This window comes from Embleya sp. NPDC001921, from assembly GCF_053594475.1.
On record NZ_JBSFEO010000041.1, the window covers coordinates 99103 to 114326 of the forward strand.

Here is a 15224-nt window from a genome sequence, read left to right on the forward strand (position 1 = left end):
CCGACCGCGCTCGGAAACCGCCGGGAGCGCGGCGGCGCGGGGTGGTGCGCTCGGCCAGTCGAAGGAACGCCGAGGAACAAGACCGCAGGTGGGGCAGAGGCCGAACGGCCGCGTGCGATCGTGCCGGGCGCCGGCGCGGGTGCACCCGTGACGCGTGCGCCCCCACCACGATCGAGTGAGTTTTCGGACGTCGGGTACACGAGGGTGTCCGGTGCTCGGGGACGCGTTCGATGCGATCGCGTGCCGGCGACGGTTCCGCAGGTCGACCTTGGAGATAGCGTCATGGCATTCTCGTCCGACTCGAAGTCGGTGGCACCCCCGCCCCACCTCGATTCCCCGTCCCCTCTGTCGCGTTTCGATCCCTCGTCGCCGCCGAACCACGAACCGTCCGTCCACGATCCGTCCGTGCCGGCCCCACCCGCTCCGGCCGTGCCGCGTCCCCCCGCCCCCGCCCCGTCCGTTCCCGTCGGAGTCGTCCCACCGGCGCGCCCGGCCGACGAACTCCTGCGGCTGGCGGTGGTCAACCGACCCGTACCGGACGTCGCGCGGATGTTGGCGATCATCGAGGACTGCTCCGGGGTGAGTGCCGACGACGCCCTGCGCGAGGCCGCGCTGAAGCGACCGGTCAGCGATCTCGTGCAGCTCGCGGAGCTGCTGAGCGATCCCACTCATGCCGAGCAGGGCCGACGCCCTCCGGAGCCCAGGACCGAGGAGCCGGCTTCGCGTGCGGGGGAGCCTCCCGGGCCGGCCGGTGCCGCGCGGGCGCAGTTCGGATCGGCCGTGGGCAAGCCGCGCGGCAGGCCCTGGTTCACCGGGTCGGGGGTGGTCGCCGGAGTGGACCTGCGATGGCCGATGGCCGCCGGCCTGGCCGTCGGGGGCCTGGCGTCCGCCGCGCTGATCCCGTCCAGCATCCGTCAACCACCCTTCGCGGCAACGTGGTTGATGGTGCTGGCCGTGGTCTGCCTGTTCCTGGCCGGCGTGGTGGCCGTGAAGGCGGGTCGTACCGCACGGGCGACGTCCTTCGTCGCGGGCTGCGCGACGATCGCGACCTACCTGGCGTCCCGGCGGCCCGCCGACGGCCCCACCGACTGGCTGGACCCGCACGCTCTGATCATCGCGACGGCGGGCCTGATCACCGTGGGCTGCGCGGCGACGTACCTCGGCCGGGTCCGGAAACAGCCCAGCCGTCGGGGCATCGGTGCCTCGGGGGGTCCGGAGCGCTTCGATGCCCTGGTCCCGGAGCGCCGGCTGCCGGGGGCGGGCGAGTTGGTCCGCTGAGCAAGCGGTGACAGGGGCCCCGACCGCCGTCGGGGCCCCTGTCGCATTCCCGAAACCGGCGCAACCGCACGGCGCTCGGAAGCCGCCCGACCGCCCGCGCGACCGGGCCGGTGCCGTGCCGGTCGCCACCACCCGCCCCCGGGCCGAGGCGGAGCGGCGAGCCGCGTGAACACCCGAGCGCGCGAGCCACCGTGGCCGTCGCCCGCCCGCTCCCTCGCGACCGATGCCCCCATTGTTCATGCTGTGTGAACGATGCGGCAGGATTGTCTACGTCAGGTGATGGATCCGGGGGAATGGGCGGGGACGATGGAACGCGCGGAGATGGAGATATTTCTGACCCTTTCCGAGGAGTTGCACTTCGGGCGCACCGCCACGCGCCTGTACGTGTCGACTGCGCAGGTGAGCACCACGATCAAGAAGATCGAACGCCGTCTCGGCGTCACCCTGTTCGAGCGCACCAGTCGGCGGGTCGAGCTGACCACCGTCGGACGCGGGCTGCGTGACGACCTGGTGCCGCTGTACGAGGGCATCCGGCGCGCGATGGACCGCGCGGAACTCGCCGGGCGCGGGATCACCGGCACGCTCACCGTCGGATTCATGGGCATCCAGGCGGGGCGCTTCGTGACCGCCGCGCGAGAGGTCTTCGAGCGGCGCAATCCGGACTGCGCGGTGCACGTCGTGGAGACCCTCCTGCACCATCACGTGGGACAACTTCGCGACGGCGGCGCCGATCTGTTGCTGATCACGCTGCCGGTCGACGAGCCCGACCTGACGATCGGCCCGGTGATCACGCGCAGCCTCAGGTACATGGCACTGCCGGCGAAGCACCGCCTCGCGGCACGCGACGCGCTCTCGTTCGAGGATCTGGCGGGGGAGGCGTTCGTCACCATGGACGATTCGGTCCCCGCGGCCTGGGCCGACTTCCATACGCCCCGCCGGACTCCCGCCGGCCGGGCGATCGGGCGGCGTGGCGAACCGTGCGCCACGTACACCCAAGCACTGGCGCAGGTCGCCGCCGGGCGGGCGATGGTGCCCGGTGACGCACAACTGCCGCTGTTGTACCAACACCCCGAGGTCTGTTTCGTCCCGGCTCCCGACATGCCGCCGATCGAGCACGGACTGGTGTGGCGTTCCCGCGACGACGCCGACACGCGGATCCGGGCGTTCGCCGACGTCATCCTGGAGATCGCGCCCGGGCTCGCGGTACCCGGCACGATCGCCGCGCCCCGCGGCGCCGACGACGAGTCCGCGTCGGCGCCGTCCTGAGTCGGGCGGGGCCGAGCCGCGGTCTCGGGTCGCTCAGGGCGTGAGCGGGCGCCGGGGCGAGGAGCCCGGTCCGCCGGGCGTGGATCCGCGCAGCACGACGTCGGGGCCGTGGCCGAGGGAGAGGGCCATCCGGATGTCGTCGAAGCGCTCGTTGTCGATCTCGATGACGTTGGGCAGGCGACCCCAGACGGTGAAGCCGAGTTCCTCGTACAACTCGATCGCGCCGTGGTTGTTGCCCCGGACGCCCAGCGCGAGGGTCTCGATTCCGGCCCGGCGCGCGCCGGCGATCAGGGCCGTCATCAGCAGGCGCCCCAGGCCCAGGCCGCGGCCGGCCGGGTGCGCCATCACCTTCTCCACCTCGGCGGTGTGCGCGAAGACCGGCTCGGGCCTGCGCCGCCACAGGCCGGTCGCCCGCACGGTGCCGTCCACCAGGGCGACGACGAACGCGGCGTCGCCGGCCCGGACGGCGGCGAGGGCGTCCTCGAGCCAGGCGTCGGTGGCGGGCTTGGCCGGCGGCGTCAGGTAGCCGATCGCGCCACCGAGACGCGCGACCTCGTAAAAGACGTGATGGACCTCGGTGCGCAGCCGGGGGTCGGCATCGGTGGGCAGGAGCAGTTCGATCTTCGGTGCCATGGTCGCCCATTCTCGCGAGTCGACGTCCGCGGGCGTACACCGGCCCGAGGTGCGGCGGCGGGCGTCGTGCCCGGCGCGTGCCGGGTGGCCCGAGGCGGTTGCGCCGGCGTGTTCGGGGCGATCCGGCGGCGGTGTTCGTCAGCGCGTTCGCCGGGTCGTCTGGCGCGGGATGTGCGGCCTGCGGGCGGCGAGTTGCTCGGCGAGCCGCAGGTTGCGGGCGTGGGTCAGGCATTGGCGCATCCACAACGCGACCACGATGGAACCGGCGATGCCCAGGGTGACCCGGTCGGGTCGGTGGCCGGCGAGCGCGTGGACGCAGACGATGGCCACACACGCGAGCACCGGGACGCATACGGTCAGCGCACCGGTGGCCGCCCGGCAGCGCACGGTGATCGCGGTTCGGGTGCCGGTGCACAGGCAGGCCCCGAATGTGATCATCAGCATCCCGGCGATCCGGGTCGCCGCCGAGAGCCGATCCGTGCAGGTGGCCGTCGCGTGTCCGAGCGCGTCGAGGCCCTCGACGCCGATCACCACGGCGGGTACGAGCGCGACCAGGGTCGCGGCGGCTCGGCGTCCTCGGACGGGCCGGGCGCACAGTACCGGTGCCAGGCAGAACAGCAGCATGTCGACGCACAACCACCCCGCCATCACCCACGTCGCCGCGGTGGGTTCGTGCCGGTGTTCGCCGGCGGCGCAGTGGCGGGCGAGGGCCTGGCCCAGGGCGAGCACCGAGGCGCCGATCAACCACGTGTCCAGGGCCGTGCGCAGCCGGCGCGCGCACGCGCCCTCGATGCGGACGAGGACGGTCAGTTGCCGGACCGCGGCCCCTACGGTGATGGCGAGGGCGATCGCGAGGAAGGCGAGCAGTAGCCACGACAAGGCGCGGGCGGGCGTGGCCGCGGGCGGGTACGACAGGGTCTGCAGGGTCCCCACGACGATGGCCAGGAGACCCTGGGCGGTCAGCCGCGGCGGCGTCGATCCCAGCTTGGAGCGCGCGAGTACGACGAGTGAGACGGCCGCGAGCACGAGCACGAGGGTGCCCGATCGCGGTTGGCCGGCGGCCTGGGTCCAGGCGACGGCGATGCCGACGGCGGCGGCGCCGAGGGCGGCGGCCGCGAGGACGACGGGGCGCGGACGGACGGGGGCGGACCGCGGTGCGTCGTGCGGGGCGGGGCCGGATGCGGATTTCGACGTGCGTGGCGTGATCGGCTCCTGGTTCGTACGACCGCCGAAGTCGGTGCGTGCGCAGGCCGGCCCCGGGTGCTTCCTCGAGTCGAAGCGCGTGGGTCGCGGATCGGCTCCGGAGCGGATAACGAGGCTCCCGTGCCCGACACACGCCGACCGTCGCGCATTCATCCCAACGAGGCGAACCATCACCCCTGCGAGTGACCCCGCCGACGCGTGTCCGGATGCCTGTTCCGGGCATCGGGCCGCCGAAGAGCGAAATTGATCGATGGTGCACGGGTTTTTGCTCGCTCGAAGGCCTTCGGTGATTGTCTGGTCGTCGCTCAAGCGACAAATCCCCGTTGCGCGAGGGCGCACTCTCCGTGTCTTGTCAAATCCGTGCGGTGCCGGCGCCGCGCGTTCGCCGCGAAGTCGCCGCCAGGCCGCCGCGTCGCGATCGCTTCGCCCGGTCGGAGCACCACGGCCGGGCCCGCGGGCGTGGCGTGCGCCGGGGCGGACGTGGCGGCGAGATGGTGGGAGTGCGCACGCCCGGCGCGTGGGTACGACTGGGAGGTCTGATGATCCACGGCGCGAGGTCTCGACCTCGGCGCCGACCCGGCTCCGGCCGCCGACCGATCGAGGAGAACTCATGGGGACCGTACCCGCCTGGCGCTTGCGGGCCGCCTTCGCCCGCCGTCTGTCGGACATGTACGGGACCGAAGTCCCGGCCTACACCACGCTGTCGGCCGCCGTCGCGGAGATCAACGAGGACGTCTCGCGGGTCGACGGCGACGCCGGCCGACTCGGCGGCGTGGAGCGGGTCGCGGCGGAGCGGCACGGGGCGATCCGGGTCGGCACGCCCGGCGAACTGCGGCAGGTCGCGGCGATCTTCGGCGCGATGGGGATGCGTCCGGTCGGCTTCTACGACCTGCGCGAGGCGAGCAGCAGTTCGGTACCGGTGGTGTCCACCGCGTTCCGGCCGACCGAACCGGCGGAGTTGGCCCGCAATCCCTTCCGGGTCTTCACCTCCCTGCTCACCACCGCCGACCGCCGCTTCTTCGACGAGGATCTCCAGGCACGGCTGGAAGCCTTCCTCGCCCGGCGCGAACTCTTTCCCGCCGAGCTCCTGGAACTCGCGGATCGGGCCGAGCGCGACGGCGGGCTCGACCCGGAGCCGGCCGAACGATTCCTGACCCTGGCCGTCGACGCCTTCCGGTTGTCCTCCGACCCGATCGACGGAGCCTGGTACCGGGAACTGGCCCGGGTGTCCGCGGTGGCCGCGGACATCGGCGGGGTGAGCGGTACACACATCAACCACCTCACGCCGCGGGTGTTGGACATCGACCGGCTCTACGCGGAGATGGGCCGGCGCGGGATCACCATGATCGACGAGATCCAGGGCCCACCCCGCTGGGACGGACCCGACGTGCTGCTGCGGCAGACCTCCTTCCGGGCACTGGAGGAGAAGCGTCGGTTCCGCTCCGCCGACGGCGGCACGGAGTTCGGGACACTGCGGGTGCGCTTCGGCGAGGTCGAGGCCCGCGGCATCGCGCTCACCACGACCGGCCGGGCGCTGTACGACGACCTGATGACCGAGACCGACCGGCGGGCCGCCGGGGTCACGGCGGCGGACCGAGCCGAGCTCGCGCGTGAGGTCTGGACCGCGCGCTTCCCCCGCACCGAGCGCGAACTGGCGGTGAACGAGCAGGCGTTCTTCACCTACCGGGCGACCGCACCCGAGCGACGCCCGACCGACCGGCAGCCGCCGCGGGACCTCGCCGCGCTCCTGGACGAAGGCTGGATCGAGGCCGAGCCGATCGTGTACGAGGACTTCCTGCCGCGCTCCGCCGCCGGCATCTTCCAATCCAACCTGACCGACGCGGGCACCCGGGACGCCACCCGCTCCGGAACGCACTACGACCGGCCCTGGCTTGCGGAGACCATCGGACGACCCGTACAGGACCCGGTCGACCTCTACGCCGCACAGCGGGACACGTCCCTCGCCGAGGCCCGCACCGAGTTGGCAGCGCCGCCCGCCGCACCGGCGTGATTCCCGCACACCCGCGACGCCGCGAACCGGCCGCGGCCCCGATCAGGAGACGACATGCCCGATTCCGCCACCCGCCTCCCCGACACCGAGGGGCTGCGGGCGCGAGCCGACGCGTGCCTGCGCCGCTGTGGGGTGGCGCCCGGACCCGACGCCGGGGATCTGGTCGTGCGCACCCCGATCACCGGCGGCGTGCTGCGCAGGCTCGCCTCCTCGACGCCGGAGCAGGTCGGCGAGGCCGTCACGGCCGCGCGGCGGGCCTTCGAGACCTGGCGCACGACACCGGCGCCGGTGCGCGGGGCACTGGTGAAACGCCTGGGCGAACTGCTCGCCGAGCACCGGGAGGACGTGGCCGAGCTGATCACCCTGGAAGCGGGCAAGATCCGGACCGAGGCGCGCGGCGAGGTTCAGGAGATGATCGACGTCTGCGAGTTCGCGGTCGGCCTCTCCCGGCAGCTCTACGGGCGCACCATGCCCTCGGAACGGCCCGGCCATCGGCTGTCCGAGTCGTGGCACCCGCTGGGCGTGGTCGGCGTCATCTCCGCCTTCAACTTCCCGGCGGCGGTGTGGTCGTGGAACACCGCGCTCGCGCTGGTCTGCGGCGACGCCGTGGTGTGGAAACCGTCGGAGCTGACCCCGCTCACCGCCCTCGGCTGCGCAGCGCTGCTCTCCCGGGCGGCCGTCGACGTCGGGGCGCCGAGCGACCTGCACCGCCTGGTGCTCGGTCGTCGTGCGGTCGGCGAGATCCTGGTCGACGACCCGAGGGTGGCGCTGGTCAGCGCGACCGGTTCGGTCCGCATGGGCCGCGAGCTCGGCCCTCGCGTCGCCGCCCGATTCGGCCGCTGCCTGCTGGAACTCGGCGGCAACAACGCCGCGATCGTCGCCCCGTCGGCCGACCTGGACCTGGCGGTACGCGGCATCGTCTTCGCCGCCGCCGGCACCGCCGGACAACGCTGCACCACCCTGCGCCGGGTGATCGCGCACGAGGACGTCGTCGAGCCACTCGTGGCGCGGCTCGCCCGGACCTACGCGGAGCTGCGGATCGGCGACCCCTTGGCGGAGAGCACCCTGGTCGGACCGCTGATCGGCGCCGCGGCGGGGGCGGCGATGGACGCCGCGCTGGAGCGGGCCCGGGCCGACGGCGGCGAGGTGGTGGTCGGCGGCGAGCACCTGCCCCGCCCGGAGGCGCCCGACGCCGTGTACGTACGACCGGCGATCGTCCGGATGCCCGGGCAGACCGACATCGTGCGGGAGGAGACCTTCGCGCCCATCCTCTACGTGCTCACCTACCGTGCGTTCGACCAGGCGATCGACCTCAACAACCAGGTGCCACAGGGCCTCTCCTCCAGCGTCTTCACCCGCGACCAACGCGAGGCGGAACGCTTCCTCGCCGCGGACGGCTCCGACTGCGGCATCGCCAACGTCAACATCGGCACGTCGGGCGCCGAGATCGGCGGCGCGTTCGGCGGCGAGAAGGAGACCGGCGGCGGACGCGAATCCGGATCCGACGCTTGGCGCGCGTACATGCGCAGGGCCACCAACACGGTCAACCACTCCGACGAACTCCCGCTCGCCCAGGGCGTCGACTTCGGCTAGGGCGTGCCTTCGATCCCCCTTCGGGCTCCGCGGCGTGAGCGCGGCGAGGAGCCCGAAGGGCGGATGCGGTGCCGGGCGTCGTGGAGCTCGGCGGGGGATCGAAGACACGCCCCAGGGCGATTCCTCCTCGCCGCGCACTCGACACACCACCCGGCCGGCCCGACTCGTTTCGCGCCGGCGATTGGCCACTTCGCGCACATCGGCGGTCGAGGCTACAAATCGGCCGGGAGGTCGAGTTAACCTGGCCTTCGGCCGGACGCGCAGGCCGATCGCCGTTGCCATTCCCTGCCCACGCCAGGGACGGCATTGTCGGCCAAGGCTCGAAGGGCCCGCGGTGGAAGCCTTCTCCCAGCTCCGAGTACTCGTCGGCGGAGGCGTGGGGTACCCGCCGGAGACGGATGAGCTGTGACGAGATACGGATCCAACGGGCTCAAGCGCGCGGCCCGGAAGCTGGCGGCGACCGAGGAGATCGCGTACACGGAGGCGCTGCGCCGACTCTCCAACGCGCCGACCACGGACCGCGAGCAGGAGGAGCGACTCCGCCGCGCGGCACAGGGCGGCGATGCCGAGCACGTCTGCGACCTCGCCCGCTGGTTGCGGGACCACGGACGTCCCGCCGAGGCCGAGACGCTGTACCGGCCCCTCGTGGCCGCCGGTCACGAGCGGGCGATGACCGGCCTCGGTGACCTGTACGGCAGTGCCGGCAGGACCGCCGAAGCAGAGGAGCTCTACCGCCGCGCCGCCGACGCGGGCCATCCCCGGGCGATGGGAAACCTGGGCCTTCTGTACGCGGACCAGGGACGGAACGCGGAAGCCGAGGAGCAATACCTCCGCGCGGCCGACGCCGGCGACAGCGTTGCCATGTTCAACCTCGGCGTCCTGTACCAAAGGGTCGGGCGTACGGCGGAAGCCGAGGTGCAGTACGGCCGCGCCGCCGATGCCGGTGACGCGTTCGCCATGTACAACCTCGGCGTCCTGTACCTGGACGCCGGGCGCGCGGCGGACGCCGAGCGGCAGTTCCGCCGCGCCGTGGACGCGGGCAACCGCAGAGCCATGTTCAACCTCGGCTTCGTGTACGAACGGGCCGACCGGATCGCGGAAGCCGAGGAGCTATACCGGCGCGCCGCCGAGGCCGACGATACCGATGCCATGGTCAACCTCGGCGTCCTGTACGGAAGGCTCGGCCGTACGGCGGAAGCCGAGGAGCAATACCGCCGCGCCGCGGACGCCGGTGACTCCTCGGGCATGTACAACCTCGGTGCGCTGTACCTGGAGGCCGGGCGCACGGCGGACGCCGTGGAGCAGTACCTCCGTGCCGCCGAAGCCGGCGACCCGACGGCCATGGACACCCTGGGGATCTTGTACGCGGAGGCGGGGCGAATCGCGGAAGCCGAGGAGGTTTTCCGCCGTGCGGCCGACGCCGGCAATTCCCGTGCCGTGTACCACCTCGGCGTCCTGCACCATCGGGCCGGGCGTACGGCGGAAGCCGAGGAGCAATACCGCCGCGCGGCCGAGGCCGGCGATGCCAAAGCCATGTTCAACATCGGTGTCATGTACCTGAAGGCCGGACGCACCGCCGAAGCCGAGGAGCAGTACCGCCGGGCGGCCGACGCCGGCGACAGCGTTGCCATGTTCAACCTCGGCGTCCTGTCCGAACTGGCCGGCCGGACCGCCGAAGCCGAAGAGGCCTACCGCCGTGCCGCCGACGCCGGCCACGCCGGTGCCATGAACCACCTCGCCGACCTGCACTTGGACGCCGGGCGGATCACGGAAGCCGAGGCGCAGTGGCGACGCGCGGCCGATGCGGGTGTTGTCGATGCCATGTACAAGCTCGGCGTCCTGTACGAAGAGACCGGGCGTGGCGAGGAGGCCGAGGAGTTGTTCCTTCGTGTCGCCGACGTCGGTGACACGAAAGCCCTGCGCGTGCTCGGCAGCCGGTACCGGATGACCGGGCGGATCGCGGAAGCCGAGAGGCAGTTCCGGCGCGCCGCCGACGCCGGCGACACCGGTGCCGTGTTCAGCCTCGGCGTCCTGTGCGCAGAGGTCGGGCGTACCGAGGAGGCCGAGGAGCTGTTCCGCCGTGCCGCCGACGCCGGTGACACGAAAGCGATGAACCGCCTGGGGCTTGTCTACATGGAGGCCGGGCGTACCGAGGAGGCCGAGGAACGTTTCCGCCGCGCCATCGACACCGGCGACGCCGCGGCCGTGTTCAACCTCGGCTACCTGTGCGCAGAGGTCGGGCGTACCGAGGAAGCCGAGGAGTTGTTCCGCCGCGGGGCGGACACCGGCGACGCCGCTGCCGTGTTCAACCTCGGCTGTCTGTGTCAAGAGGCGGGGCGTACCGCGGAGGCGGAGGAGTTGTTTCGCCGTGCTGCGGCTGCGGGTCACAGGAGTGCCGTCGTCAACCTGGCGATCCTGTGCGAAGAGGCGGGGCGTATCGCGGAGGTCGAGGAGTTGTTGTTTCCGGTTGCCGACGCGGGTGACACGCAAGCCATGTGTGTGCTCGGCAGCACGTATCGGAAGGCCGGGCGGATGGCGGAGGCCGAGGAGCAGTTCCGCCGTGCGGCCGACGCCGGTGACGCCGCGGCCATGTTCAACCTCGGTGTCCTGTGCGGGAAGGCGGGGCGTGTCGAGGAGGCCGAGGAGGCCTACCGTCGCGCTGCGGATGCGGGCCACATCGGTGCCATGACCAACCTCACCATTCTGTACAAGGAGGCTGGGCGTACTGCGGAAGCCGAGGAACCGATCCTTCGTGTCGCCGACGCCGGCAACACGGAAGCCATGCGCATGCTCGGCTTCCTGTACGCGGAGACCGGCCGGATCGTGGAGGCCGAGGAGCAGTACCGTCGCGCGGCCGACGCGGGCGACACCAAGGCCATGACCGACCTCGGCGTCCTGTACAAGGAGGCCGGCCGGATCGTGGAGGCCGAGGTGCAGTTCCTTCGTGCCGTCGACGCCGGTGACGTCGGTGCCCTGAACAGGCTCGGTCGTTTGTGTGAGGGGGTCGGTCGGTACGAGGAAGCGCTGTCGTTCTTCCGCCGGGCGTTCGACGCGGGGGAGGCGGGCGCGGCTTCCGCGATCGAGCGAGTGTGCCTCGTGGTCGGTCGTGATGCGGTGGTCGAGGAGGCTCCGGCGTTGTGAGGTGGCCGAGGATCCATTCCGGCGGGTGGCGGCAAGCGCACACGTGCGTGCGGCGGTCGGGGTGACAGCGGGCCGCTGATGGGTGGGCCCGGCCGCAGGGCGGTTTCCAGGGGCCGGGCCCGCCGTCACCTCCGCCATCCACGCGTTGTCGGAGAATTCGGCATACGCAAATCCTCCCGCCCCTCGCGTGGGAAGAACCACCGAACACCCCGGTCGGGACTGGGATTTCGTAAATACTCCCATTCGGTTCCGCTGGGCGTCACGCACACGAAATTGGGGCTCGGGCGCGTATTCCGGCGCACCGGCAGAGATATCATCCGCATTTGCTCACCTCGTTCGGTAATCGCATTTTCGCCCCGCTCCGGGAGTCGCCACGGAGCCGAACCGGAGGTGACCGCACCCCCGCGAGCTGCCGAAACAGCCACCGGCGGGCCCACCCGCACGGCTCCCCCGAGCAGTTTCCCGCCGAGATCCGTGAAGGTCTCCGCTCTCGGCGCTAGGATCCGAATGGTTGATCAGCAATCCTGCACGGTCATTGCGGAAGGACGAGAATGTTCGCGATATCCCTGGATGACGGAGCCGAGTTGCGGCCATTGGAGCCCTGGCGGGCCGAGGAGTTCCTCGCCCACATCGACCGCGGCCGGGATTTCATCGGCCGATACGTCGGCCTCCCCGACGCCGCGGCCGACCTCGATTCCGCACGGAAGTGGCTCCAGGCGTACGCGGACAAGACCGCCGCCGACGCCGGTCGGGTGTACGGCATCTGGGTCGACGGGCTCCTCGTGGGCGGCGTGCTGTTCCCGAGGTTCGACGTGGCCGCGGGCAACTGCGAGGCCGGCTGCTGGCTGGAACCGACCGTCGCCGGTCGCGGACTGGCCACCCGCGCGGCCCGGGTGATCATCGACTGGGCGATCCGGGAACGCGGCATGCACCGGGTGGAGTGGCTGGTGCCCGCCGAGAACACCCCGAGCATCAACGTGGCCAAGCGCCTGGGCATGAGCCGGGAAGGAGTCCAGCGGCAGAACTACCCATATCGAGGCGTCCGGCAGGACACCGAGATCTGGTCGGTCCTCGCCCCCGAGTGGCCGGCCGTCCACGAAACCCGGTAACCACAGGGGCCGAACCGGCATCGGCTTCGGCATCGGCGCGCGAACCCGCAGGACACCGCCCGCGATTCCCGCCCGCGATCCCCGAGCAGGGGCACCTGTCCGCAGGTGCCCCTGCCGAGAGACGCCCTTGGCCGGGATCGCGTCCGGATCAGCTCCCGGCGGACGTCCATCCCCGCCGGTGAAGTCGGTCGAAGCCGTCCAGGAGCAGATCCAGCGCGAACTCGAATTCGAACTGATCGTCACAGCCCGGACCGACGGTGGACGACGCGTCGTGGGCTTTGGCCATCACCATCTCGGCGATGTGCGGGTACTTCTCCGCCATCTCGTGCGCAACGGCCGACGGCGCCCGCGCGTCCGGATCGGGCGACTCGTCGAACAACTCCTGGGTGAAGCCCCACATGCGGCTGCCGAGCGCGTGCATCACGTGGTGTGTGAGGTCCACGGAGAAGCCGCCGTGCCGAAACATCCCGATCACCGAGTCCATGTACTCGAGCACCACCGGTGTCGGACTGGCTCGGGATTCGATCACCCGGGCCGCCCAGCGGTGGCGTAGCAGCGTCCGGCGCGCGGACAGGATCCGCGCGCGCACGGCTTCCCGCCAGTGCGATCCGCGATCCGGGGGATCGATCTCGCCGACGACGACGTCCACCATGCCGTCGAGCAACTCTTCCTTGTTGGCCACGTGCTTGTAGAGCGCCATCGGCACCACGCCCAGTTGCTGGGCGAGCCTGCGCATGCTGAGCGATTCGATCCCGCCCTCGTCCGCGAGCGCGACGGCGGCGCGCAACACGCGATCCCGACTCAGGGGCACCCGGCGGGTGGTCTCCGGCTGCTGGACCATCTCGGCAATTCTCCCCGGTGATCGATCGGTGACCGGCTTTCGTGCTTGACGAGTGTACGGCGTACGCCTAGCTTGAGCACAGGTGTACGACGTACACCTCGGGCGGGTCGGGCCGGTCCGAGGGCCGGGCGCCGAGGAAAGTCCGCGACATCCGAGATGCCCCGGAAATCCGGAAGTTCGGAAACATGCAGGAAGGGAGTCCGCGTGGACTCGACCAGAAGGACCGCGATAGTCGCGGGTGTGTTCTTCCTCGTCACCGAGGTGGCCGCGATCGCGGGTGTGCTGCTCTATCAGCCCGTCCTGGACGGCTCGCGGTATGTCGTCGGCGCGGGTGCCGACGGTCGCGTGTTCGCCGGGGCGCTGTGCGAACTGGTCCTGGTGATGGCGATCATCGGCAGCGCGGTCACGCTGTACCCGGTGATCAAGCGGCGGCACGAAGGGGCGGCCCTGGGTTACGTCTGCGGACGCCTTCTCGAGGCCGCGATCATCGTCGTGGGCACCCTCGGCCTGCTCTCGGTGGTGACGTTGCGACAGGACCTGGCGGGAACCCCGGACGCCGATGCCCCGGCCGCCGCGCTGGTCGGCGAGTCCCTCGTGGCGATCCACGATTGGGCCTTTCTGTTCGGCCCCAACTTCGTCCTCGGGGCGAACTCGGTGGTGCTGGCGGCCCTGATGTACGGCTCGCGGCTCGTGCCGAGGCCCATCGCCGTCCTGGGGCTGATCGGGGGGCCGTTGATCTGCGTCTCGGCGACCGCGGTGTTGTTCGGGCTCTACGAGCAGGTCTCCGAAGTGGGGTCGATCGCGGCGATTCCGGTGTTCGCCTGGGAGTTGGCGCTCGCCGTCCGGTTGATCGCCAAGGGTTTCGATCCCGTTCCCGGGTGATCACGGCACGATGCCGGGACCTGTTGCGGATTTCGGCGCTTCGGCATGGCAGCATGCATGCTGACTGATCTGACGGTGCGTCACACAACTGGCGAGCCGGCCGGTCGGATCGGAGCGTGCGGCGCGGGTCGGGCGAAGCGGGCGAAACCCGCGAGGCCGGTGGTGTCGGGCGGGCCGATATCATCGACGCAATGGTCAAGTTACCAGTGGGTAGGGCGCCTTGAGCGGCCTTGCCCAGTCGGCCGATACACGCCCCGGAAGGGACGTCCCACCGGAGGAGCCGAACAGCATGCAACTCGCAGGGATCGTGATCTCGCTGCTGATCAGCGTGATCGGGTTCGCCCTACTCGGGCGCACCGCCGCCTACATCCACTCGTTCGTCAAACTCGGGCAGCCCGTGCGCGGCCGGACCAGCGCGGCCGGCACGCGTCTGCGCACGATGCTCACCGAGACCATCGGGCACACCCGGATGCTCCGTTGGGGCGTCGTCGGCGCCGCGCACTGGTTCGTGATGGTCGGGTTCGGCGCACTCATCCTGACCCTGGTGAACGCGTACGGCCAACTCTTCTCGCCGGAATTCGCGCTGTGGGGCCTCGGGCACTGGGACGTGTTCGAGGTCTTCACCGAGTTCATGGGCCTGATGACCATCGTCGGCATCCTGGTGCTGATCGCGATCCGGCAGTCGTCCCACCCGCGCCGGCCCGGTCGCAAGAGCCGGTTCGCCGGATCCAACTTCGGCCAGGCGTACTTCGTCGAGTTCGTGGTCGGCTCGGTGGGCGTCTGCATCATGATGTTGCGCGGCCTGGAGGGCGCGCTGGCCGGAGTAGACGCGTACGAGCCGGGCTACTGGGTGAGTTACCCGTTGGTGGTCGCGTTCGCGGACCTCTCCGACGGCACCCTGGAGAACCTGATCTACATCGTCGCCACGGTCAAGATCGTCATCTCGATGACGTGGGCGATCACCATCGGACTCAAGCCGAGTATGGGTGTGGCCTGGCATCGGTTCCTGGCGTTCTTCAACATCTACTTCAAGCGTGATGCCGATGGTGGTGTCGCGTTGGGTGCGTTGGCGCCGATGCGTTCGGGTGGCGAGGTGATCGATTTCGAGGACCCGGCCGAGGACGCGGTGTTCGGGGTGTCGCAGATCGAGCATTTCACGTGGAAGGGTCTGCTGGACTTCTCCACGTGTACCGAGTGTGGTCGGTGCCAGTCGCAGTGTCCGGCGTGGAACACGGGCAAGCCGTTGTCGCCGAAGCTGTTGATCATG

At 71.1% G+C, this 15224-nt stretch carries 10 protein-coding genes and 1 pseudogene; 8 read left to right on the top strand and 3 right to left on the bottom strand.

Features of this window, described 5'->3' with window-relative positions:
• Positions 1-429: 429 nt before the first annotated feature.
• Both ACWCPW_RS37560 and ACWCPW_RS37565 read left to right on the top strand, forming a co-directional pair.
• The gene (locus tag ACWCPW_RS37560) at positions 430-1278 is read left to right on the top strand and encodes a hypothetical protein (protein ID WP_449766065.1); all 849 of its coding nucleotides are present in this window, start codon (positions 430-432) and stop codon (positions 1276-1278) included.
• Between the two features lie 306 nt (positions 1279-1584).
• Positions 1585-2544, top strand: coding sequence for a LysR family transcriptional regulator (locus tag ACWCPW_RS37565; protein WP_449766066.1), 960 nt, complete (start codon positions 1585-1587; stop codon positions 2542-2544).
• Positions 2545-2577: 33 nt separating this feature from the next.
• Here the strand turns inward: ACWCPW_RS37565 and ACWCPW_RS37570 are convergent, their stop codons facing one another.
• Together ACWCPW_RS37570 and ACWCPW_RS37575 are read right to left on the bottom strand one after the other, a co-directional pair.
• The gene (locus ACWCPW_RS37570; RefSeq protein WP_449766067.1) at positions 2578-3177 is read right to left on the bottom strand and encodes an N-acetyltransferase family protein; all 600 of its coding nucleotides are present in this window, start codon (positions 3175-3177) and stop codon (positions 2578-2580) included.
• A 138-nt stretch (positions 3178-3315) separates the two neighbouring features.
• Positions 3316-4203 carry a hypothetical protein gene (locus ACWCPW_RS37575; protein WP_449766068.1) on the bottom strand — a complete coding sequence of 296 codons (888 nt, stop codon included), beginning with the start codon at positions 4201-4203 and terminating at the stop codon, positions 3316-3318.
• Positions 4204-4990: 787 nt separating this feature from the next.
• Here ACWCPW_RS37575 and hglS point away from each other — a divergent pair.
• From hglS to ACWCPW_RS37595, 4 genes are all read left to right on the top strand, one after another.
• Positions 4991-6391 carry a 2-oxoadipate dioxygenase/decarboxylase gene (gene hglS, locus ACWCPW_RS37580; protein ID WP_449766069.1) on the top strand — a complete coding sequence of 467 codons (1401 nt, stop codon included), beginning with the start codon at positions 4991-4993 and terminating at the stop codon, positions 6389-6391.
• Between the two features lie 54 nt (positions 6392-6445).
• Entirely contained in the window at positions 6446-7984 is a 1539-nt protein-coding gene (gene amaB, locus ACWCPW_RS37585; RefSeq protein ID WP_449766070.1) for an L-piperidine-6-carboxylate dehydrogenase, read from the top strand.
• 405 nt (positions 7985-8389) lie between these two features.
• Complete coding sequence (locus ACWCPW_RS37590; RefSeq protein ID WP_449766071.1) at positions 8390-11125, top strand: tetratricopeptide repeat protein; 2736 nt, start codon at positions 8390-8392, stop codon at positions 11123-11125.
• A gap of 551 nt (positions 11126-11676) precedes the next feature.
• A complete protein-coding gene (locus ACWCPW_RS37595; protein WP_449766072.1) occupies positions 11677-12234 on the top strand; it encodes a GNAT family N-acetyltransferase in 558 nt (185 codons plus the stop codon).
• A 148-nt stretch (positions 12235-12382) separates the two neighbouring features.
• Here the strand turns inward: ACWCPW_RS37595 and ACWCPW_RS37600 are convergent, their stop codons facing one another.
• Positions 12383-13075, bottom strand: a complete 693-nt coding sequence (locus tag ACWCPW_RS37600; RefSeq protein ID WP_449766073.1) for a TetR/AcrR family transcriptional regulator — start codon at positions 13073-13075, stop codon at positions 12383-12385.
• A gap of 204 nt (positions 13076-13279) precedes the next feature.
• Between ACWCPW_RS37600 and ACWCPW_RS37605 the strand changes: the two genes are divergently transcribed.
• The gene (locus ACWCPW_RS37605; protein ID WP_449766074.1) at positions 13280-13957 is read left to right on the top strand and encodes a DUF4386 domain-containing protein; all 678 of its coding nucleotides are present in this window, start codon (positions 13280-13282) and stop codon (positions 13955-13957) included.
• A 289-nt stretch (positions 13958-14246) separates the two neighbouring features.
• Positions 14247-15224, top strand: a pseudogene (locus ACWCPW_RS37610) (Fe-S oxidoreductase); the annotation flags it as partial.